The organism is Streptomyces sp. CNT372 (assembly GCF_000377145.1).
On record NZ_KB897783.1, the window covers coordinates 239,996 to 261,190 of the forward strand.

Here is a 21,195-nt window from a genome sequence, read left to right on the forward strand (position 1 = left end):
CCGAGCTCACCGGGCCGTACACCTAGCGGACCGCGGCCCGCCGGTACGCCCAGGTCGCCACCGCCAGGGAGACCACGCCGACGACCGCGCACACCGTGAGGTCGACGGCGACCGCCGCCCAGTCCGGGTGGGCGTCGAAGGTGCGCGCCAGGGCCTCGACCCCGTAGGTGGAGGGGAGCAGGTCGCGCGCGTAGGAGATTGGTCCGGGCATCCGCTCTGCCGGGAGGACGCCGAGCAGCAGGGCGGCCGACATCCCGAGCTGCCCTAGCAGGGTGGCCAGCTCCTGGCGCGGCGCGAGGAGGCCCAGCGCCGCGCCCAGCCCCGCGAGGGCGGCCCCGGAGAGCGGGACGACGGCGACGAGCACCCACAGATGCGTCAGCGGCAGCCCGAAGAGGACCGACCCGGCCACGGCGGTGACGACGGTCCCCGGCACGGTGAAGGAGGCGTACGCGCCCGCCGCGCCGAGCACCACGGCCGCCGGTGGCACCGGCAGCGTCGCGTAGTGGTCGAGCCCGCCGCCGGCCCGCAGCTGCCCGAAGTACTGGGCGAGGAGGTTGAGCGCGACGAAGGCGACCACGAGGACGCTGGCGCCCGCGACGACCGCCCGGGCCTCCGAGCCGCCGTCCACCACCCCGCGCATCAGGACCATGATCCCGACGGACTGGAAGGTGGCGACGAAGAGCAGCGGTATCCGCGCGACCCGGGCCCGGGAGAGCTGCGCCCGGTAGACCGCGGCGAGCGCGGGCAGCAGCCTGGCCGCGGGAGCGAGCGGTGCGGCGGTGCGCTCCCGCGTCCCGCCACGTGCGGTGGTCGTCCCGGGGGACTCAGCGGACACGATGCTCACGCCTTGACCAGACCTTTCGTCGCATTTCCACCGAGGGCCAAGTAGACGTCCTCCAGGCTCGGGGTGGCCAGGGTGAAGTCGTCCAGCGCGGCGAACGCGGCACCACCGGTCACGGCGGCGACGGCGGCCCGCGCGTGGTCGGGGGCCAGCCGCAGGACCCAGCGCCGCCCGGACTCCTGGGCGAGGTCGCGCAGGGCGGCGACCTCGGGGACGTCGATGGGCGCCCGCTCCCGCCAGACCAGTTCGACGCGGACCTCTCCGGCCACCCGCTCCTTCAGCCCGGCGGGGGTGTCGCAGGCGATGACCCGGCCGCGGTCGAGGACGGCGACCCGGTCGAGGACCGTCTCCGCCTCGATGACGTTGTGGGTGACGAGCAGGACGGTGGCGCCGTGCTGCTCCCGGCGGCGGTCGACGGCCGCCCAGACCGCCCGTCGGGCGACCGGGTCCATGCCGGTGGTCGGCTCGTCCAGGACCAGCACCGGCCGGTGGCCCACCAGGGCGGCGGCGAAGCAGGCGAGCCGCCGCTGGCCCCCGGAGAGGCGGCGGACGGGACGGGAGGCGAGGTCGTCGAGTCCGAGTTCGCCGAGGACCGCGTCCCGCTCGGCGCGTGCCTCGGCCGCCGCGAGCCCGCGCAGCCGCCCGGTGGTCTCGGCGGCGAGGGCGACGGTCATGTCGTCGAGGGCGGTGGACTCCTGGCCGAGGTAGCCGATCAGGCGGGCGGCCCGCTCGGGGTGCCGCACCAGGTCGTGGCCGAGGACCTCGACACTGCCGGAGTCGGGGCGCATCAGCCCGGTGAGCTGGCGCACCACGGTGGACTTCCCGGCCCCGTTGGGGCCGAGCAGGCCGAAGATCTCGCCCTCCCGGACGTCGAGGCAGATCCCGTCGCTGGCCCGGACCTCGGGCGTTCCCGGCGCCCCCCGGCGTCCGCGCACGGCGGGGTACGTCTTGACCAGGTCCCGCACCTCGCACACCGTACTCACGAGGTACGAGACTACGGGGTCCGCCCGCCCCGGATGCCCTCGGGCCCCGGCTGCTCACCCCGGGGGGTGTGTTCGGCGGCCGTGCGCAGGTCGATCTCGCGCCAGAAACCGGCCCGGATCGCGTACCGGTCGTGCTCGTCGATCTGGTCGTCCTTGTGGGCGAGGAGGCCGAACCGGGCCGCGTAGCGCAGGAGTTCCCCGTCGATCCGGTGCGGAATGCGGGGGTAGAGGACGGAGAGGCCCTGGACGTGCCCGGCCTCGGGGAGCCGTTCGACCCAGCGGCGGGCGAAGACCTGGCCCACTTCGAAGGGGTCGCCGCCGACGGTGGTGATGTCCTCCTCGCGGTCCGCCCAGCGCTGCTCGGCGCTGGTGAGCTGGGCGAGGGTGGGCAGGGACGCGGTCTCGGGCGGTTCGCCCGGGCCGCCGCCGGGGCGCTCGACCCAGCCCTTGTCGGAGGACCAGCGCAGGGTGGCGCCCGCCGGGGGGTGCGCGGGCGGCGCGGTCGGCGGATGCGCGTGGGCGTGCAGGGAGGAGGCGAGGTCCTTGGGGGTGGGAACGCCCTTGTGCCCGGCCGCGGGCGGGGCGGCCGGGGGGCCCGGGTGCTGCTCGGCGGCGGGGGCGGTGCCGTTGCGCGAGGCGGCCTCGGCGGCCTCCGCGGCGCGCTCGGCGGAGGCGGCGAGGGCCGACTCGGGCAGCGGCGCGGAGAGGATGGCGGCGATCTCGGGCCGGGGCGCGGGCTGCGGGGCGCAGACGCCGCCGAGGTCCTTGGCGCGGACCGCGCGGGTGATCCACGCCCGGTCCAGTACGCGCCGTTCGTCGGCCTCGGCGACCAGGTCCTCGGACTGGTTGTAGTCGCCGTCGGCGGCCTGCACGGCCCAGAGGTGGACGGCGACGCCGTGTTCCTTGGCGGACATCAGACCGGGCAGCAGATCGCCGTCGCCGGTGACCAGGACGACGTCCGAGCAGGCCCGGTTGCGGGCCAGTTCGGTGAGTTCGGCGTGCATGGCCGCGTCGACGCCCTTCTGCGCCCAGCGGCCGTCGCTGCGGGTCAGGGCGCCGAGCCGGACGGTGACCCGGGGCATCACGCGCAGTCTGCGGTGCTCGGGCTGGGGCACGCGGTCGGGCGCCCCGTCGAACCAGTAGATGCGCAGCAGGGGGCGTTCGGTGTCGGCCTCGGCGAGGTCGCGCAGGCCCTGGACGAGCGAGGCGTGGTCGACGGTGATCCGTGACCGGGCCGGTTCTCCCGCGAGAAGGCTCGCGGCGGCGCCGAGCAGATATCCGGCGTCCACCAGGACGACGCAGCGGTCCACGCGTTCCACCCTCTTTCGGGGACTCCTCCGCGGACGGCTCCGGGAGCCGCGCGGGCTTCGGGTGTTCAGGGCCGGAAGAGGCCCGGACCAGGGATCGTTCCGGCTCTCCTTCGAGTCTGCCCGACCGGGGGAGGCTTGACGGCCGGAACTCGATCTTCGGCGTGGCGGATCGGTCGGGGAAGGGTCCCGGACGGTCGACTACGGTCCGCAATGATCCAAAATGCGCGGGTAATTCCGGTGTGTGAGTCTGGTCGCGGCCCAAGGTCCAGACCCTCACAGGAGGCACCATCATGGCCAAGAACAAGAACCGAGATCGCGACCGGAAGCAGTCGCCCGCCGAGCGCGGCCAGCAGGCGGCCCGCAAGTCCTCGATGGAGGCGGAGGCGGAGCACCGCATGACGCAGGTCACGCCCGCCGACGTGGCGAGCAAGGGCCGGCAGAAGCGCTTCGGCCACAACTGACGCCGGTCCGGGACCGACGCAGGTACTGATCAGCAGAAGGGGCGCGCCCGTGACGACGGGCGCGCCCCTTCTGCGTGCGCCGAGGCGCTGCGCCGGCTCCCTGCGCCAACCCGCTGCGACGGAAGGCGCGTACGGTCTCCGCGTGTACGACGGGTGCGGGTGAGGGCCGGGACCGGCGTGGGCGGTCAGCCCGCCAGGCAGGACGGTCCGAGCAGCACCTTCAGGTCGCCGAAGAGCGCCGGGTCCGGCTGCACCCGGTGCCGGTCGAGCCGCAGCACGGTGGTCTTGCGCGGCCCCTGGAGCTTGATCCGCACCTCGGTGTTCCCCTTGTGGTGACTGAGGATCTCGCCGAGCCGGGTCACCATCGGCGGGGTGACCTTGACCGTCGGAATGGTCACCACCACCGGCGCGTTGGTCCCGGCCGAGGACAGGTCGGGGACCTGGAGTTCCATCGCGACCAGCCGGGGCACGTCCTCCCGCTTGTCCAGGCGGCCCTTGACGAAGACGACGGTGTCCTCGACGAGCTGGGTGGAGACCAGCTGGTAGGTGGCCGGGAAGAACATGCACTCGATCGAGCCGGCCAGGTCCTCCACCGTGGCGATGGCCCAGGCGTTGCCCTGCTTGGTCATCTTCCGCTGGAGGCCGGAGATGATGCCGCCGATGGTGACGACCGCGCCGTCCGCGTGCTCACCGCCGGTGAGCTGGGAGATCGCCGCGTCCGCCTTGTCGGACAGGACGTGCTCGATACCGAAGAGGGGGTGGTCGGAGACATAGAGGCCGAGCATCTCGCGCTCCTGCGCGAGGAGGTAGGACTTGTCCCACTCCACGTCGGAGAACTCGACGTCCAGGCCGAAGCCCGGCTCGTCGCTCTCCTCCTCGCCCATGCCGCCGAAGAGGTCGAACTGCCCCTCGGCCTCCTTGCGCTTGACCGCCACCACGTTGTCGATCATCGGTTCGTGGTGGGCGACCAGGCCCTTGCGGGTGTGGCCCATCTCGTCGAAGGCGCCGGCCTTGATCAGGGACTCGATGGTGCGCTTGTTGCAGACCACGGCCTCGACCTTGTCGAGGAAGTCGGGGAAGGAGCTGTACTTCCCCTTCGCCTTGCGGCTCTTGATGATCGACTCGACCACGTTCTGTCCGACGTTGCGGACGGCGGTGAGACCGAAGAGGATCACGTCGTCGCCCTGGGCGGCGAAGTTGGACATGGACTCGTTGACATTGGGCGGCAGGACCCGGATGCCCATGCGGCGGCACTCGTTCAGATAGACGGCCGACTTGTCCTTGTCGTCCTTCACCGAGGTGAGCAGGGCCGCCATGTACTCGGCGGGGTGGTTGGCCTTGAGGTAGGCCGTCCAGTAGGAGACCAGGCCGTACGCGGCGGAGTGCGCCTTGTTGAACGCGTATCCGGCGAACGGGACCAGCACGTCCCACAGGGCCTGGATGGCCTCGTCGCTGTAGCCCTTCTTCCGGGCGCCCGCCTGGAAGAGGACGAAGTTCTTCGCCAGTTCCTCGGGCTTCTTCTTGCCCATCACGCGGCGGAGGATGTCGGCCTCGCCGAGCGAGTACCCGGCGATGATCTGGGCGGCCTTCTGCACCTGCTCCTGGTAGACGATCAGGCCGTAGGTGACGTCGAGGACCTCCCTGAGGGGTTCCTCGAGCTCCTTGTGGATCGGCGTGATCTCCTGCTGCTTGTTCTTGCGCAGCGCGTAGTTGGTGTGCGAGTTCATGCCCATCGGGCCCGGGCGGTAGAGCGCGGACACGGCGGAGATGTCTTCGAAGTTGTCGGGCTTCATCAGCCGCAGCAGGGACCGCATGGGCCCGCCGTCGAACTGGAAGACACCGAGGGTGTCGCCGCGCTGGAGGAGTTCGAAGGTCTTGGGGTCGTCCAGCGGCAGGGAGAGCATCTCCAGGTCGATGCCCTTGTTGGACTTCACCATCTTGACGGCGTCGTCCATGATCGTCAGGTTGCGCAGGCCGAGGAAGTCCATCTTGAGCAGGCCGAGGGCCTCGCACTGCGGGTAGTCCCACTGCGTGATGGTGACGCCGTCGGTGTGCCGGACCCATACGGGGACGTGCTCGGTGATGGTCTCGCTGGACATGATGACGCCGGCGGCGTGCACGCCCATCTGCCGGACCAGGCCCTCGACGCCCTTGGCGGTGTCGATGACCTTCTTCACGTCCGGCTCGTTCTCGTACATGCTCCGGATCTCGCCCGCCTCGCTGTAGCGCGGGTGGGAGGGGTCCGTGATGCCGTTGAGGTCGATGCCCTTGCCGAGGACGTCCGCGGGCATCGCCTTGGTGAGCCGGTCGCCCATCGCGTACGGGTAGCCGAGGACGCGGGCCGAGTCCTTGATGGCGTTCTTCGCCTTGATCTTGCCGTAGGTGCCGATCATGGCCACCTTGTCGGCGCCGTACTTCTCGGTCACGTACCGGATCACCTCGACGCGCCTGCGCTCGTCGAAGTCGATGTCGACGTCGGGCATCGAGACGCGCTCGGGGTTGAGGAACCGCTCGAAGATCAGCCCGTGGGTGAGCGGGTCGAGGTCGGTGATGCCCATGGCGTACGCGACGATCGAGCCGGCCGCCGAACCACGGCCGGGGCCGACCGCGATGCCCTGCTTCTTCGCCCACATGATGAAGTCGGCGACCACGAGGAAGTACCCGGGGAAGCCCATCGAGATGATGGTGTCCATCTCGTACTCGGCCTGCTTGAGGCGGTCCTCCGGGATGCCGTCCGGGTAGCGGCGGTGCATGCCGCGCATGGTCTCCTCGCGGAACCAGCTCACCTCGGTGTGGCCCTCGGGGATGTCGAACTTCGGCATCAGGTTGCGCTCGACGAACATGCCCTCGGTGTCGACCTGCTCGGCTACGAGGAGGGTGTTGGCGCAGCCCTCCTGCCAGGCGTCCGAGGAGTCGATGGCGTACATCTCGTCCGTGGACTTCAGGTAGTAGCCGGTGCCGTCGAACTTGAAGCGGTCGGGGTCCGAGAGGTTCTTGCCGGTCTGGATGCACAGCAGGGCGTCGTGGGCGGTGGCCTCGTGCGCGTAGGTGTAGTGCGAGTCGTTGGTGACCAGGGGCGGGATGCCGAGCTTCTTGCCGATCTCCAGCAGGCCGTCGCGGACCCGGCGCTCGATCTCGATGCCGTGGTCCATCAGCTCCAGGAAGTACCGGTCCTTGCCGAAGATGTCCTGGTACTCGGAGGCGGACTTCAGGGCCTCGTCGAACTGGCCGAGGCGCAGCCGGGTCTGGAGCTCGCCGGAGGGGCAGCCGGTGGAGGCGATCAGGCCCTCGGACCACTGGGCGATGGTCTCCTTGTCCATCCGCGGCCACTTCTGGAGCCAGCCCTCGGCATACGCGTCGGAGGAGAGGCGGAAGAGGTTGTGCAGGCCCGTCGCGTTCGCCGCCCAGATGGTCTTGTGGGTGTAGCCACCGGAACCGGAAACGTCGTCCCGCTTCTGGTGCGGCTGGCCCCACAGGATCTTGCGCTTGTTCCGCCGGGACTCGGGGGCGACGTACGCCTCGATGCCGATGATCGGGGTGACCCCGGCCTTCTTCGCGGAGTGGAAGAAGTCGTACGCGCCGTGCAGGTTGCCGTGGTCGGACATGGCGATATGGGTCATGCCCATCTCGTTGCACGCCTCGAACATGTCCTTGAGCCGCGCCGCACCGTCCAGCAGGGAGTACTGGGTGTGGACGTGAAGGTGCGTGAAGGGCGGCTTCGTCACGGCGGCTGGCCTCCTGCGGACGGATCGGGGGGACAGCGTGGAAGTCTACGTCGCGGGACCGACAGCGGGCGGGCACCCGCCCCGTCGTCCGGGGCGGGTCCGCGTGCCTGCCGAGGCGCGCCCCGGGGCCGTCCGGGACGGGCACTCAAAGGCGCCCTCGCGCGTTGGTAAGGATCGGACAGCCGTCCGATCGTCCCGCACCAGGAGGCCCACCCGATGCCGGTCCCGCACCCTGCCGCCGAGCAGCGCGGCGAGGAGATCCTCGCCGTCTTCGACACCGCCTTCGGGGAGCTGCTGACCGCGGACCCGGCCGCGTTCCGGGTCAAGTTCCGCAAGATGGCGGCCTCGGCCTTCGCCTTCTACCGCGGCACGGCGTGCCTGTTCTACCGGGACCTGGAGGCGGCCGGGGACGGCCCCGACAGCGGCCCCTTCCTCGACGAGCGCACCGGCCGGGTGTGGATCCACGGCGACCTCCACGCGGAGAACTTCGGCACCTACATGGACGCCGGCGGCCGCCTGGTCTTCAACGTCAACGACTTCGACGAGGCGTACGTCGGCCCGTTCACCTGGGACCTGAAGCGCCTCGCCGCCTCCCTCGCGCTGATCGGGTACACCAAGGCCCTCGCCGACGAGCAGATCACGGACCTGGTGCGGATCTGCGCCGCCGCGTACCGGGAGCGGATCCACGCCCTGGCGGCGGGCTCCACCTCGGATGACCTGCCTCCGTTCACCCTGGACACGGCGGACGGGCCGCTGCTCGGCGCGCTGCGCACGGCCCGCTCGCTGACCCGGTTCTCGCTGCTGGACTCGATGACGGAGATCCGCGACTTCGAGCGCCGCTTCAGCCCCGGCGGCGGGGCGGTCGAGCTGGACGCCGCGATGCGCTACAAGGTCCTGGACGCCTTCGACGGCTATCTGGAGACGCTGCCGGAGTCCAGCCTCGCCCGGCCCGACTCGTACCGGGTGAAGGACGTGGTGGGGCGGCGCGGCGTGGGGATCGGCTCGGCGGGTCTGCCCTCGTACAACATCCTGCTGGAGGGCAACAGCGACGCCCTGGAGAACGACGTCGTGATCTATCTGAAGCAGGCGCAGACCCCGGCGGTCTCCCGGCACATCACGGACCCGGCGGTGCGCGGGTACTTCCGGCACGAGGGCCACCGCACGGTGATCTCCCAGCGGGCCCTGCAGGCGCACGCCGACCCCTGGCTCGGCTGGACCGAGCTGGACGGCACGGGCCAGCTCGTCGCCGAGGTCTCCCCGTACGCGGTGGACCTGGACTGGTCGGACCTGGACGACCCGGCCGAGATGGCGGCGGTCGTCGCGGACCTCGGGCGGGCGGCGGCCACCATGCACGCGGCGGCGGACGACGAGAGCGGCCACTCGCTCGTGCCGTTCTCCACCGAGCGGGCGATCGACGCGGCGGTGGCGGCGGACGAGGAGGGCTTCGGCGAGCTGCTGGTGGACTTCGCGCACGAGTACGGCACCCGGGCGCGGGCGGACCATCAGATCTTCGTGGACCTCTTCCGCAACGGCCGGATACCCGGCCTGTGAGCCGCACGAAGGCCCCCGTCCCCACCGGCCGTGGGGCCCCCGGCGGCGGGCGCTCCCACCCGGACCTTTAGGGATCTCTTACCGGAGGGCATGGCACACTCACCGACGATGGACATATCCGGGACGCAGACACGGGCGCTGCGGGCGGCGATCTTCACGGCTCTCGTCGTGACGCTGTCCGCCGCCTCCCATGTGCTGCTCTCGGGGGCTCCCCTGCCGCTGGGCACGGTGGCCCTGCTGTCGGCGGCCGTCTTCGGCCTCGCGTACGCCCTGTCCGGGCGGGAGCGGGGCTTCTGGCGCATCGCGGCGCTCCTGGTCCCGCTGGAACTGGCGGCGGACACCGTGTTCACCGCCGGTCAGCAGACCTGTTACGGCGCGGCCGGCGGCCCGGTCACCGGCTCGCTGCGCTCGGTCGGCCTGGACGTGCTCTGCGGCGGGTCGGTGGGCACCTCGCTGCCCGGTGTCGCCGACCCGGCGGGCGCGGGCGGCACGGCGGGGCTCGGCGCCCTGCTCGACTCCCCCGGCCCGGCCGTGCCCTGGCTGCTGCTCGGGGCCCATGTCGCCACCGGGCTGCTGGCGTCCCTGTGGCTGCGGCGCGGGGAGGCGGCTCTCGCCTCGCTGCTGCGCACGGCCTGCGCGCTCGCCTTCCGGCCGCTGCTGCTGGCCGTCGCGGCGGTGGCCGGACCCCGCCCGCACCGCACCGGCCCCCGGCCCCGCACCGGGGCCCCGCGCACCGCGCGCACCCGCCTGCTGGTGCACTCGGTGGGCCGGCGCGGACCGCCGCGCCCCGTGGCGCTCTGCGCCTGACCGCGCGACCGCGCGGTCCCTCACCCCGACGTCCCCGGCCCCGCGCCGGTCCCGCGATCCCGCGACGTCCCCTTTCTTCCCGGTCTTACCGGTCTTCCGACCCCACGTCCCCACACGGAGTGAACCCACCATGAGCAAGCGCAACAGCCAGGCGAACAAGGCGGCGGCCCGCGAGCGGCTGCGCCAGGAGCGCGAGCGCCAGGCCAGGAAGGACAAGCTGCGCCGGCAACTGGTCGTCGCCGGCACCGGCGTCCTGGTCCTGGCCCTCGCCGGCGGTGTCGGCTACGGCATCATGCAGGCCAACAAGCCCTCCCACTGGGAGGCCGCGGCGGACGCCAAGAACATCACCGCCCCGAAGAACACCGAGGGCGAGAACGGCACCACCGTCGTCATCGGCAAGCCGTCCGCGAAGAAGACCCTGGAGCTCTACGAGGACTCCCGCTGCCCGGTCTGCGCCGTCTTCGAACAGGCCGTCGGCCCGACCCTGGACAAGGACGTCGAGGCGGGCAAGTACAAGGTCAAGTACGTGGGCGCGACCTTCATCGACAACGCCGCCGGCGGCGAGGGCTCCCGGAACGCGCTGAGCGCCCTCGGGGCCGCCCTGGACGTGAGCCCGGAGGCGTTCACCGCCTACAAGTCGGCCCTCTACTCGAAGGAGTTCCACCCGGAGGAGACCGAGGACGACTTCGGCAAGGACTCCTACCTCCTGAAGGTGGCGGACTCCGTCCCCGCGCTGAAGGGCAACGCCGAGTTCAGGAAGAACGTCGAGGACGGCACCTTCGACGCCTGGGCGATGAAGATGTCCGACGCCTTCGACAAGAGCGGTGTCCGCGGTACCCCGACCCTGATGATGGACGGCAAGAAGGTCACCGCCGAGGGCAGCCAGAACGCCCCCATGACGGCGGAGCAGTTCACCGCAGCCGTGGACAAGGCCCTCAAGGGCTGACCGGCTCGCGCCCCGGGCGCGCGAGGGCGGCGGCCGGGCCGGCCGCCGCCCGGTGAACCACGGACGGCCGTCCGGAAGGGGTGGACGAACTTTCGGTGTTCGCCCACCCCTTCGGGCTACCGGCCAGTAGTCTGATCGGCCGTGACCAGTCGATTCCTGTCAACTCCCCGCCGCCGCACGGTCGTCAAGGCCGCCGCCACCGCCGCCGTCCTGCCCGTCGCGGCGGCCCACACCCCCTCCGCCGCGGCCGCGCAGCAGGCCGCCCCCGCTTTCGCGCACGGTGTCGCCTCCGGCGATCCACTGCCCGACGGCGTGCTGCTCTGGACCCGGGTCACGCCCGGGCCGGAGGCCGTGCCCGGTTCCGGTCTGGGCGCGGACACGCCCGTCGCCTGGGAGGTGGCCGAGGACCGGGCGTTCACCCGGGTCGTCGCCGACGGGACGGTGACCGCGCGGGCCGCGTCCGACCACATCGTCAAGGTGGACGTCCGGGGCCTGCGCCCCGCGACCGCCTACCACTACCGCTTCACCGCCGGCGGCACGCACTCCCCCGCCGGGCGCACCCGCACCGCCCCCGCCGACGGCGCGTCCGTGCCCGGGGTCCGTTTCGGGGTGGTGTCCTGCTCCAACTGGGAGGCGGGCTGGTTCTCCGCCTACCGCCACCTCGCCGGGCGGCCCGACCTGGACGCGGTGCTGCATCTCGGCGACTACGTCTACGAGTACGGGACGGGCCAGTACCCGGCCGAGGGCAAGGGCGTGCGCCGGCACGAGCCGCGCCACGAGATCGTCACCCTCGCCGACTACCGGCTGCGCCACGCCACCTACAAGACCGACCCCGACCTCCAGGCCCTGCACGCCGCCCACCCCGTGATCGCGATCTGGGACGACCACGAGATCGCCAACGACGCCTGGTCGGGCGGCGCGGAGAACCACACCCCGGGCGCGGAGGGCGACTGGGCGGCCCGGGCCGCGGCGGCCAAGCAGGCGTACTTCGAGTGGATGCCGGTGCGCGCCTCCACCGAGGGCACCGTCTACCGGCGGCTGCGCTTCGGCCGGCTCGCCGATCTGCACCTGCTGGACCTGCGCTCGTTCCGCTCCCGGCAGACCGGCATCGGCAGCGGCGAGGTGGACGACCCGGAGCGCACGATCACCGGCCGCGCCCAGCTGGACTGGCTGAAGGCCGGCCTCGCCTCCTCGGACGCGGCGTGGAAGCTGGTGGGCACCTCGGTGATGGTCTCCCCGGTGGCCTTCGGCTCACTGCCGGCCCATCTGCTGGGCCCGCTCGCCGACTTGCTGGGGATACCGAAGGAGGGCCTGGCGGTCAACGTCGACCAGTGGGACGGCTACACGGACGACCGCCGGGAACTCCTCGCGCACCTCACCGGGCGGGGCATCACCAACACCGTCTTCCTCACCGGCGACATCCACATGGCGTGGGCCAACGACGTCCCGGTGCGGGCGGCGACCTACCCGCTGTCCCGGTCGGCCGCGACCGAGTTCGTGGTGACCTCGGTGACCTCGGACAACCTGGACGACCTCCTCGGGGTGGCGCCCGACACCGTCTCCCTGGTCGCCGAGACCGCCGTCCGGGCCGCCAACCGCCATGTGAGGTGGGTGGACATGGACTCCCACGGCTACGGCGTCCTGGACGTCACGGCCGAGCGGACGCAGATGGACTACTACACCGTCTCCGACCGCACCCGCCGGGACGCGACCAGCGCCTGGGCCCGGTCGTACCGCACGCGCACCGGGACGCAGCGGATCGAGCGGGCGGACCGGCCGGTGCGCTGAGCCGCTCGCCAGGGGTGCGGGGGCGCAGGGCGCCAGGGGTGCGGGGAGCGCAGGGGCCCGGGGCGCGGGGAAGTTCGTGCGCCCCCGCCCCGCGGCCGCGCACGCCCCCGCACCCGTACGAGCACCCCCGGCCCCCCGCCCCGGCCGATAATCTGGCGCCATGAACACGCCGGGGGACCTGATCGACGAGCGTTTCGAACTGACGGGAAAGCTGGGCAGCGGGGGGATGGGCACGGTGTGGCGCGCCCGCGACACCGTCCTCCACCGGGACGTCGCCCTGAAGGCCGTCCGGTCCGACGCGAGCACATCCGGCGCGGTGCGCGAGCGCGTCCTGCGCGAGGCACGGGCCCTCGCCCGGCTGAGCCATCCCCATGTGGTGACGGTCCACCACATCGTGGACTCCGGCCCCCATCCGTGGATCGTGATGGAACTCGTCGAGGGGGTCAGCCTCCAGGACCGCCTGGAGCAGGGGCCGTTGTCCCCCGCGGAAGCGGCCCGCACCGGCCGCCAGATCCTCTCCGCGCTGCGCGCCGCACACACGGCGGGCATCCAGCACCGGGACGTGAAGCCGGCCAACGTGCTGCTGCGCCAGGACGGCACCGCGGTCCTCACGGACTTCGGCATCGCCGCCCTGCACGGCTCGACCGCCCTGACGGCGACCGGCGAACTCGTCGGCTCCCCCGAGTACATGGCCCCGGAGCGCGTCCGCGGCACCGGCGACGACCCGGCCGCGGACCTGTGGTCCCTGGGGCTGGTGCTGTACGTGTGCGTGGAGGGCGTCAGCCCGATGCGGCGTGCCACCACCCTGGCCACCCTCGCCGCCGTCCTGGACGAGCCGGTCCCGCCGCCGGTGCGGTGCGGGCCGCTCACCCCCGTACTTCTGGCGCTGCTGGTCCGGGACCCGGCCGCCCGCCCGGACGCCGCCGCGCTGGACGCCCTGCTCGCCCGGGTCGAGGAGGACGACCGGGCTCCGCTGTGGGCGCAGCCGACCACCGGGGTCCCCGTCCCGCCGCGCGCCCCGACCGCCGTGGACAGCCCCCGCCCCACGATTCCGCGGCAGCCGCCGCACCCGCCCGCCGCCCCACCGGAGCGGCGCGGCGGCCGGACCCCGCTGGTGGTCACGGCCGTGGCGGTGGCCGTGGCCCTCACGGCAGTCGCCGGGCTGGTGTTCGCGCTCCGGGAGCGGGACACCCCGTCGGACGCCAAGGCCCCGGCCCCGCCCGGGAGTTCCGTCTCCTCCGCGTCCGGGTCGTCCCCGGCGTCGTCCCCGTCCGTCTCGGTCTCCGGGACGCCGAGCCCGTCCGGGGCGCCCTCGCCGTCCGTCACGCGGTCCGGCCCGGCCTTCCCCTCGCCCACGGCGAGCGCCGCTCCCCCGCCGCCGTCCGAGCCGCCCGGCGGCCGGTGGATCGCCCAGCTGTTCTCGGAGCCGGTCGGTTCGGGGACGGCGGCCCGGGACCTGCGGCTGGCCCGCGTCCGGGAGAGCGTGCCCGAGGCCGAGTACGTGCGCAGCGACGACTACGCCTCGCTGCGGCCGGGGTTCTGGGTCATCTACGCGCCCGGCCCCTTCGAGGACGGCCGGGCGGCCCTCCGCTTCTGCGCGGACCGCGGCCGTACCACCCCCAACACCTGCATCGGGCGCTATCTGAGCGAGAGCCAGGACGACTACGCCCTCCAGTGCCGGCCCCCGGCGAGCGACCCGGGCGGCTACTGCACCCGACGGGACTGAGCACAGGACCGAGCGCCGGGGCCAACACCAGGACCGAGCGCCAGGACCGAGCGCCAGGACCGAGCGCCGGGGGCCGGCACCGGAGCCGGGCACCAGAGGCCCCGGAACCGGCGGCCCCGGCACTCGGAGCGCGTCCTCGGCCCGCTCAGAGCGAGTCGAGGAAGCCGAGCGCCACCCGCCAGGTCGCCTCCGCGGCCTCGGCGTCGTAGTCGTCCAGGTCCGGGTCGGTGTAGAGGTGGCCCGCGCCCGCGTACCGGTGGACCTCCACGTCCGCCCCGGCCCGGCCCATCCGCAGGTACCAGGCGTTCAGCCAGTCGTCGGGCTCGAAGGGGTCGGGGTCGGCGACATGGAGCTGCACGGGCAGGCCGTCGGCCAAGGCGTCGTCCGGAACGTCGGAGGTGCCGTGCAGGAGCAGCAGCCCGCGGGCCTTCTCGTCGGCGAGGGCGAGCTGCTGGGCGACGGCGCCGCCGAGCGAGAACCCCGCGTACACCAGGCCCTGGTCGGAGTGGGGCGCGGCGGCCGCGACCGCCCTGCGCAGCAGCTCGTCCCGGCCGATCGCCTCCCCCAGCTCCCGGCCCCCTTCCACAGACTCGGCGGTTTGCCCGTCGAACAGGTCGGGCACGCGCACCTCGTGCCCGGAGGCCCGCAGCCGGTCGGCGGCGGCATGCACCGCGGGCCGGAGCCCATAGGTGGAGTGGAAGAGGATGACGTTCATCCCGCCATCCTGCCACCCGCCCCGAGCGGGACGTCCGGGACAGGGAGACAGGGATACAGGGAGACATGGAGAACCTACTGCGCCCGTTGATCGTCGTCGGCGGCTCGGTGCTGCTGACGCTGCTCGTCGGACTCGCCGTCGACCGGCTGCTGCGCCGCGCCGACACCCGCCACCCGGAGACGCCCCTGTGGGGTCTGCTGCGCCGCTGCCGGCTGCCGTTGCAAGTGGTGATCCTCACGGCGGTGCTGCGCGCCTCCTACGGTGAGATACGCCACCCGCTGGTGGCGGACCACCGGGCCGGCATCGGCCATGTCCTGTGGCTGGTGCTGATCGCGGCGAGCGCCTGGCTGGTGGTGCACGTCGCCTCGGCGGCGGTGGAGTCGACGTACGCGCGCTACGCCTCGGCCACCCGGGACCCCGCGCGGGTCCGCAGGGTGCGCACCCAGGTGACGCTGATCATGCGGATCGTGACGGCCGTGGTCGCGGTGGTGGCCGCCGCGGCGATGCTGCTGACCTTCCCCGGCATGGAGAAGCTCGGCACGTCGATGCTGGCCTCCGCCGGCATCATCGGCATCGTGGCCGGTGTCGCCGCCCAGTCCACCCTGGGCAACCTCTTCGCCGGCTTCCAGATCGCCTTCGGCGACATGGTCCGCATCGGCGACACGGTCGTGGTGGACGGCGAGTGGGGCACGGTGGAGGAGGTCACCCTCACCTTCCTCGCCGTGCGGACCTGGGACGAGCGGCGGATCACCATGCCGGTGTCGTACTTCACCAGCAAGCCCTTCGAGAACTGGTCCCGGGGCGGTGCCCAGATGACGGGCACGGTCTTCTTCCACCTGGACCACTCCGCCCCGATCCCGCTGATGAGGGAGAAGCTGAGGGAGCTCCTCGACGACTGCGAGGCCTGGGACCGCCGGGACTGGAGCCTCGCGGTGACCGACACCACACCGACCACGATCCAGGTGCGGGCCGTGGTCACCGCGAAGGACGCGGACGACATCTGGACCGCCCGCTGCACGATCCGCGAGCAGTTGCTGGCCTGGCTGCACGAGAAGCACCCGTACGCGCTGCCGAAGGTGGCCACGGGCGACGCGGCCCGGCCGCCGGGCCCCGCGTCCGGCCTGCCCGGGTCACGGAGCCGCCCGGCCCAGCACCCGGTGCCCGAGCAGAACGGCGAGGCCCCGCGCACGGGCCGCGGCTGACGCACCCGCCCCGGCCCGCCACCGCCTGCCCGGCGCGGTCTGCCCCGGCCCGGCGCGGGGCGTCGGCCTGCTCCGGCCCGGGGCCGGGTCTCATCCGGCGGGCCCGTTCCGGGCCCGCCGGCCCCTCAGGTCGGGCCCCGGCCCGGTCGTCCGCTCAGCGCAGACTGCGGATGTCCAGGTGGTGCAGCACCCGGTCGACGACCTCCGGGTCCGCGCCCGGTTCGCTGCGCGCCGACAGGACCTCGTGCCGGGCCGCCGACAGCATCTCCCGCTGAATCCGGTGCACCGCCGCGAAGCGGTCCGCCCGCTTGGCGAAGGCGTCCCACCGCTCCTCGTCCACGATGTCCGGGCTGATCCGGGTACCGATGTCGAAGGCGCCGCGCAGCAGCCGCTCGCTGACCTCCTCCGGCAGGTCCTCCGTCTCCTCGATCTCCCGCAGCCGCCGCCTGGCCGCCTTCGCCGCCCGGACGGCGAGTTCGCGTTCCAGGTCCCGTTCCGCGTCGGCGTCGGCCCGCACCCCCAGCCGGCGCACCAGCCAGGGCAGGGTCAGCCCCTGGCACACCAGGGTGGTCAGGATGACGGCGAAGGCGATGAAGATGATGGTCTCGCGCATCGGGAACGCCCCGCCGTCGTCCGTCTCCAGCGGGATCGCCAGCGCCAGCGCGACGGACGCCACGCCGCGCATCCCGGACCACCAGACGACGACCGTCTCCCGCCAGCCGGTGGGCACCTCCTCGTCGTAGTCCCGCCGCGTGTGCAGTCGTTCGGCGAGCCGTGCGGCGGGCAGCAGCCACAGCAGGCGGACGCCGACGACGACCGCGATCACCACCGCGCTCCACAGCAGCAGTTCGCCCGCGTGGCCGTCGGCCGTGCCGAAGACGTTGTGCAGCTCCAGCCCGATGAGCCCGAAGGCGACCCCCGTGACCAGGGTGTCCACGATCTCCCAGAAGGTGCGGGAGGCGAGCCGGCCCATCACGTCGTCCGCGTCGGCGGCACGCTCCGCCAGGTAGAGGGCGGTGGTCAGCACGGCGAGGACCCCGGAGCCCAGCAACTCCTCGGCGAGGGCGTAGGAGGCGAACGGCACCATCAGGGTCAGCCCGGTCTGGAGGGTCGGGTCGCCCAGCATCCCCATCAGCTTGTTGGTCACCCAGCCGAGTGCCAGCCCCACGGCGACGGCGACGACCGCGGAGAGCACCAGCTCCCCGGCCGCCTCGCCCCAGGAGAAGCTCCCGCTGACGGCCGCGGCGACGGCCACGTGGTACAGCACGATCGCGGTGACGTCGTTGAACAGCCCCTCCCCCTCCATGATCGACACCAGTCGGCGGGGCAGCCCGAGCGACCCCGCGACGGCCGTGGCCGCCACCGGGTCGGGCGGGGCGATCAGCGCGCCCAGGACGACGGCGGCGGCGATCGGCAGCCCGGGGACGACGGAGTGCGCCACGGCCGCGACGGCCGCCGTGGTCACGAACACCAGGGCGACGGCGAGCAGCAGGATCGGCCGCGCGTTGGCCGCGAACTGCCGCCAGGAGGTGCGCTGCACGGCCGCGTAGAGGAGCGGCGGGAGCAGCAGCGGCAGGATCAGGTCGGGCGGTACGTCGATGTCGGGGACGAACGGCACGAAGGCCAGCACGATCCCGGCGAGGGTCATCAGCACCGGCGCCGGCAGCCCGAGTCTGCGTCCCAGCGGGACGGTCACCACCGACCCGAACAACAGCGTGAACACCAGCGCCAGTTGGTCCACAGCGTGCCCTCCGGCCGTGTCGAAACCAGTGGATCAAGGTCTCAACCCTGCCACGGGCCCGGCCCGGACGGCCCCCGACGCCACCGGCCCCCCGCGCCGGTCCCGCACCGCGGGCGCGCCGCACGCGTCGGCTGCTTCGGCGGGCGGGGGCGTCAGACGTGGAGCGGCCGCCTCATCGAGCGGTGCGCGATCCCCGCGTCCGGGAACTCCTCGCCGTACGCCGTGTACCCGAGCCGCTCGTAGAACCCGAGCGCGTGCGTCTGTGCGTGCAGGTCGACCGCGGCGAGGCCCAGCCCGCGCGCCGCCTCCTCGACCGCGCGGACCAGGGCGACGCCGACGCCCAGCCCCCGCGCGTCGGCGGTCACCGCGAGACGGCCCAGGGAGCCGACGGAGAGGTCCCCGCCGGTGCGGTCCGCGGCGGCCGGACCGTGCAGCAGCCGGCCGGTGCCGAGCGGGGTGCCGTCCTCGCGCACCGCCAGCACGTGCACGGTCGCGGCGTCCTCCGCGTCGTGCGCGTCGTACTCGACCTCCTCGGGCACCCGCTGCTCGGCGACGAAGACGGCCTTGCGGACGGCGAAGCACGCCTCCCGGTCGGCGGGCCCGGTGGCGACCCGGACGCTCCAGCCCCCGGCGCTCACGCGCTCTCCGCCGCGATGGTGTCCAGGGCGAGGCGCAGGTCGTCCGGGTAGCCGCTCTCGAACTCGACCCAGCGGCCGTCGGAGGGGTGCTCGAAGCCGAGGCGCACCGCGTGCAGCCACTGACGCGTGAGCCGCAGCCGCTTGGCGAGCGTCGGGTCCGCGCCGTAGGTCAGATCGCCGACGCAGGGGTGGCGGTGGGCGGCCATGTGCACCCGGATCTGGTGGGTGCGGCCGGTCTCCAGCTTGATGTCGAGCAGGGAGGCCGCCCGGAACGCCTCGATCAGGTCGTAGTGGGTCACCGAGGGCTTGCCCTCGGCGGTGACGGCCCACTTGTAGTCGAGGTTGGGGTGGCGTCCGATGGGGGCGTCGATGGTGCCGCTCAGCGGGTCCGGGTGGCCCTGGACGAGGGCGTGGTAGCGCTTGTCGACCGTACGGTCCCGGAACTGCTGCTTCAGCAGGGTGTACGCCCGCTCCGACTTGGCGACCACCATCAGCCCGGAGGTGCCCACGTCGAGCCGGTGCACGATGCCCTGGCGCTCGGCGGCGCCGGAGGTGGAGATCCGGTAGCCGGCGGCGGCCAGCCCGCCGATGACGGTGGTGCCCGTCCAGCCGGGGCTGGGGTGGGCCGCGACGCCGACCGGCTTGACGATCACCACGATGTCCTCGTCGTCGTGGATAATCTCCATGCCCTCGACGGGCTCGGCGACGATCTGCACGGGCGCGGGCGCCTGCGGCATCTCGACCTCCAGCCAGGCGCCGCCGCTGACCCGCTCGGACTTCCCCACGACCGCCCCGTCCACCTGCACCTTCCCCGCGGCGGCCAGCTCGGCGGCCTTGGTGCGGGAGAAGCCGAACATGCGGGAGATGGCGGCGTCGACGCGCTCGCCCTCCAGGCCGTCGGGTACGGGAAGGGTGCGGATCTCGGGAAGGGTGCTCACCCGTCGAGTATGCCTTGCCGCCCGGGTGCCCCGGCTCCCGGTCGGGACCCCCCGTCCGGACCGGCGGCCGGTGGCGTCACGTCAGTCCTTGTGGACGGTCCCGTCGGGGTCCAGGCCGCGGAAGGACAGCAGGACGATCAGGATGCCGCCGCAGACGATCGCGGAGTCGGCCAGGTTGAAGACCGCGAAGTGCGCGGGGGCGATGAAGTCGACGACGGCGCCCTCGAAGACGCCCGGCGAGCGGAAGATCCGGTCGGTGAGGTTCCCCAGGGCGCCGCCGAGCAGCAGACCGAGGGCGATCGCCCAGGGCAGGCTGTAGAGCTTGCGTGCCAGCCGGATGATCACCACGATCACCACGGCGGCGATGCAGGTGAAGATGACGGTGAACGCCTCGCCCATGCCGAAGGCGGCGCCGGGGTTGCGCACCGCCTCGAACTTCAGCAGGTCCCCGATGATCTCGATCGGCGGGTGGTGCTCCAGCTTCTCCACCACGATGATCTTGCTGATCAGATCGAGCAGATAGGCCACGGCGGCCACCACGAACAGCGCGAGGATCCTGCGCGGACCCCTGGGCTGCCCGGCGGGCTTGCCCGCGTCGTCGTCAACGTCCGGCGTACCGATGGTGCGCTCCGCCTCTGCCACGTGTGTCCCTCAACCTCGGGTCTGCCGTTTAGGTTGAGGGTACGACACGCCGTCGGGGACAGGTCCGCAGGCGTCAGCCCCGGCGTTCCTGCTTCTGCTTGCACTCCACACAGAGCGTGGCCCGGGGGAACGCCTGCATCCGGGCCTTGCCGATGGCCTTGCCGCAGCTCTCGCAGAGCCCGTAGGTCCCGGCGTCCAGACGCTCCAGAGCGCGTTCGGTCTGCTCCAGCATCTCGCGGGCGTTGGCGGCGAGGGCCATCTCGTGCTCGCGGGTGATGTTCTTGGTGCCGGTGTCGGCCTCGTCGTCGCCGGCACCGTCGTTGGAGTCGCGCATCATGCCGACGAGCGCGCTCTCGGCGGCGGTGATCTCGGCGGTGAGGCGGGTGGCCTCGCTCTCCAGGTCCGCGCGGGCCTCGGCGACCTCGGTCGCGGTCCAGGGGTCCTCCCCGGGCCGTACCGCCAGCTCGTCGGGCGGTGTGGCGGCGGCCATGGGCGCTTTCACCGCGGTCTTCTTCGTTCCCACCGTGCCGGCTCCTGTCTGCTCCGCGGCCTGCGCCGCCCCCTCGGCCGCGGGCGCGGCCACTGTGGTGCCGGCCGCGGATGCGGCGGCCGGCGTTCTCGCTGCGGCGGCCTCGCCGGCCGCCGCCTTCTTCGTCCCGCGCTTCGACGCCGTGCGCTTCCCGGCCGCCGCTTCCGCGGCCGCGGTCTTCTTGGCGGCGGACTTCTTCGCCGCGGTTTTCTTCGCTGCGGTTTTCTTCGCCGCGGTTTTCTTCGGCGCCGCAGTCCCCGCCGTGGCCTTCTGCGCCGCCGCCGTGCCGCCGGGCGCCGTCTTTGAGGCCGGGGCCTTCCTGGCGGCCTTCTTCGCGGCGGTCGCCTTCCCGGCAGGGGTCTTCCCGGCGGCAGCCTTCTTCGCGGGGGCCTTGGCGGCGGGTGTCTTCTTCGCGGGGGCCCGGGCGCCGGGAGCGGGCTCCTGTGCGGGGACCGCGTCCATGGCCTCCTCCGCCTCCGCCGCCTTCTTTGCGGTCCTCTTCGCCGCGGCCTTCTTCGCCGTGGTCTTCTTCGCCACCATGGCCGCGGCCCCTTCACACATTGTGATCTTGCTCGCGATTCGTGCTGGGACGATAAATCGACACCAGCCCGGCGGCAACGGGGCACGCCGCCGAGAGCACCGGGCCCGGGCT

Annotated in this window: 17 protein-coding genes; 7 read left to right on the plus strand and 10 right to left on the minus strand. The window is 73.0% G+C overall.

Annotated elements, in window-relative coordinates:
* Positions 1-22: 22 nt before the first annotated feature.
* The 3 genes from C593_RS0118160 to C593_RS0118170 are packed head-to-tail and all read right to left on the minus strand — an operon-like array spanning position 23 to position 3,143.
* The gene (locus C593_RS0118160; protein WP_018848729.1) at positions 23-844 is read right to left on the minus strand and encodes an ABC transporter permease; all 822 of its coding nucleotides are present in this window, start codon (positions 842-844) and stop codon (positions 23-25) included.
* Complete coding sequence (locus C593_RS0118165; RefSeq protein WP_020610348.1) at positions 841-1,815, minus strand: ABC transporter ATP-binding protein; 975 nt, start codon at positions 1,813-1,815, stop codon at positions 841-843. The genes C593_RS0118160 and C593_RS0118165 overlap by 4 nt, the downstream gene beginning before the upstream one ends.
* A 20-nt stretch (positions 1,816-1,835) precedes the next feature.
* Positions 1,836-3,143, minus strand: coding sequence for an NYN domain-containing protein (locus C593_RS0118170; protein ID WP_018848731.1), 1,308 nt, complete (start codon positions 3,141-3,143; stop codon positions 1,836-1,838).
* A 281-nt stretch (positions 3,144-3,424) separates the two neighbouring features.
* Between C593_RS0118170 and C593_RS33385 the strand changes: the two genes are divergently transcribed.
* Positions 3,425-3,595, plus strand: coding sequence for a hypothetical protein (locus C593_RS33385; RefSeq protein ID WP_018848732.1), 171 nt, complete (start codon positions 3,425-3,427; stop codon positions 3,593-3,595).
* Positions 3,596-3,780: 185 nt separating this feature from the next.
* On the opposite strand, the gene dnaE is transcribed toward C593_RS33385, so the two are convergent.
* Positions 3,781-7,320: a DNA polymerase III subunit alpha gene (dnaE, locus tag C593_RS0118180; protein ID WP_018848733.1), complete on the minus strand. Its 3,540-nt coding sequence runs from the start codon at positions 7,318-7,320 to the stop codon at positions 3,781-3,783.
* 216 nt (positions 7,321-7,536) lie between these two features.
* Between dnaE and C593_RS0118185 the strand changes: the two genes are divergently transcribed.
* The 5 genes from C593_RS0118185 to C593_RS0118205 all read left to right on the plus strand — a co-directional run bounded on the left by C593_RS0118185 (position 7,537) and on the right by C593_RS0118205 (position 14,138).
* Positions 7,537-8,871, plus strand: a complete 1,335-nt coding sequence (locus tag C593_RS0118185; RefSeq protein WP_018848734.1) for a DUF2252 domain-containing protein — start codon at positions 7,537-7,539, stop codon at positions 8,869-8,871.
* Between the two features lie 108 nt (positions 8,872-8,979).
* Complete coding sequence (locus C593_RS0118190; protein ID WP_018848735.1) at positions 8,980-9,678, plus strand: hypothetical protein; 699 nt, start codon at positions 8,980-8,982, stop codon at positions 9,676-9,678.
* A 130-nt stretch (positions 9,679-9,808) separates the two neighbouring features.
* Positions 9,809-10,624: a DsbA family protein gene (locus C593_RS0118195; protein WP_018848736.1), complete on the plus strand. Its 816-nt coding sequence runs from the start codon at positions 9,809-9,811 to the stop codon at positions 10,622-10,624.
* A gap of 141 nt (positions 10,625-10,765) precedes the next feature.
* Positions 10,766-12,412, plus strand: a complete 1,647-nt coding sequence (locus C593_RS0118200; protein ID WP_018848737.1) for an alkaline phosphatase D family protein — start codon at positions 10,766-10,768, stop codon at positions 12,410-12,412.
* 160 nt (positions 12,413-12,572) lie between these two features.
* On the plus strand, positions 12,573-14,138 hold the full coding sequence (locus C593_RS0118205; RefSeq protein WP_026277810.1) for a serine/threonine-protein kinase: 1,566 nt from the start codon (positions 12,573-12,575) through the stop codon (positions 14,136-14,138).
* Between the two features lie 145 nt (positions 14,139-14,283).
* Here C593_RS0118205 and C593_RS0118210 read toward each other — a convergent pair whose 3' ends face one another.
* On the minus strand, positions 14,284-14,853 hold the full coding sequence (locus tag C593_RS0118210; protein ID WP_018848738.1) for a dienelactone hydrolase family protein: 570 nt from the start codon (positions 14,851-14,853) through the stop codon (positions 14,284-14,286).
* Positions 14,854-14,918: 65 nt separating this feature from the next.
* On the opposite strand from C593_RS0118210, the gene C593_RS0118215 reads away from it, so the two are divergent.
* The gene (locus C593_RS0118215; protein ID WP_018848739.1) at positions 14,919-16,055 is read left to right on the plus strand and encodes a mechanosensitive ion channel domain-containing protein; all 1,137 of its coding nucleotides are present in this window, start codon (positions 14,919-14,921) and stop codon (positions 16,053-16,055) included.
* Positions 16,056-16,209: 154 nt separating this feature from the next.
* Here C593_RS0118215 and C593_RS0118220 read toward each other — a convergent pair whose 3' ends face one another.
* The 5 genes from C593_RS0118220 to C593_RS31825 form a co-directional block, all read right to left on the minus strand.
* A complete protein-coding gene (locus tag C593_RS0118220; RefSeq protein ID WP_018848740.1) occupies positions 16,210-17,796 on the minus strand; it encodes a Na+/H+ antiporter in 1,587 nt (528 codons plus the stop codon).
* Between the two features lie 152 nt (positions 17,797-17,948).
* On the minus strand, positions 17,949-18,434 hold the full coding sequence (locus C593_RS0118225) for a GNAT family N-acetyltransferase (protein ID WP_018848741.1): 486 nt from the start codon (positions 18,432-18,434) through the stop codon (positions 17,949-17,951).
* On the minus strand, positions 18,431-19,372 hold the full coding sequence (locus C593_RS0118230) for an RluA family pseudouridine synthase (RefSeq protein ID WP_018848742.1): 942 nt from the start codon (positions 19,370-19,372) through the stop codon (positions 18,431-18,433). The genes C593_RS0118225 and C593_RS0118230 overlap by 4 nt, the downstream gene beginning before the upstream one ends.
* 81 nt (positions 19,373-19,453) lie before the next feature.
* The gene (gene lspA / locus C593_RS0118235) at positions 19,454-20,014 is read right to left on the minus strand and encodes a signal peptidase II (RefSeq protein ID WP_018848743.1); all 561 of its coding nucleotides are present in this window, start codon (positions 20,012-20,014) and stop codon (positions 19,454-19,456) included.
* A 73-nt stretch (positions 20,015-20,087) separates the two neighbouring features.
* Positions 20,088-21,083, minus strand: a complete 996-nt coding sequence (locus tag C593_RS31825; protein WP_078521642.1) for a TraR/DksA C4-type zinc finger protein — start codon at positions 21,081-21,083, stop codon at positions 20,088-20,090.
* Positions 21,084-21,195 lie beyond the last annotated feature (112 nt).

Bases quoted from the DNA above. Each gene is read 5' to 3' on its own strand.
- C593_RS0118190 (WP_018848735.1), top strand. From the start codon at position 8,980: ATGGACATATCCGGGACGCAGACACGGGCGCTGCGGGCGGCGATCTTC.
- C593_RS31825 (WP_078521642.1), bottom strand. From the start codon at position 21,083: ATGGTGGCGAAGAAGACCACGGCGAAGAAGGCCGCGGCGAAGAGGACC.
- C593_RS33385 (WP_018848732.1), top strand. From the start codon at position 3,425: ATGGCCAAGAACAAGAACCGAGATCGCGACCGGAAGCAGTCGCCCGCC.
- C593_RS0118195 (WP_018848736.1), top strand. From the start codon at position 9,809: ATGAGCAAGCGCAACAGCCAGGCGAACAAGGCGGCGGCCCGCGAGCGG.
- C593_RS0118210 (WP_018848738.1), bottom strand. From the start codon at position 14,853: ATGAACGTCATCCTCTTCCACTCCACCTATGGGCTCCGGCCCGCGGTG.
- C593_RS0118215 (WP_018848739.1), top strand. From the start codon at position 14,919: ATGGAGAACCTACTGCGCCCGTTGATCGTCGTCGGCGGCTCGGTGCTG.
- C593_RS0118185 (WP_018848734.1), top strand. From the start codon at position 7,537: ATGCCGGTCCCGCACCCTGCCGCCGAGCAGCGCGGCGAGGAGATCCTC.
- C593_RS0118205 (WP_026277810.1), top strand. From the start codon at position 12,573: ATGAACACGCCGGGGGACCTGATCGACGAGCGTTTCGAACTGACGGGA.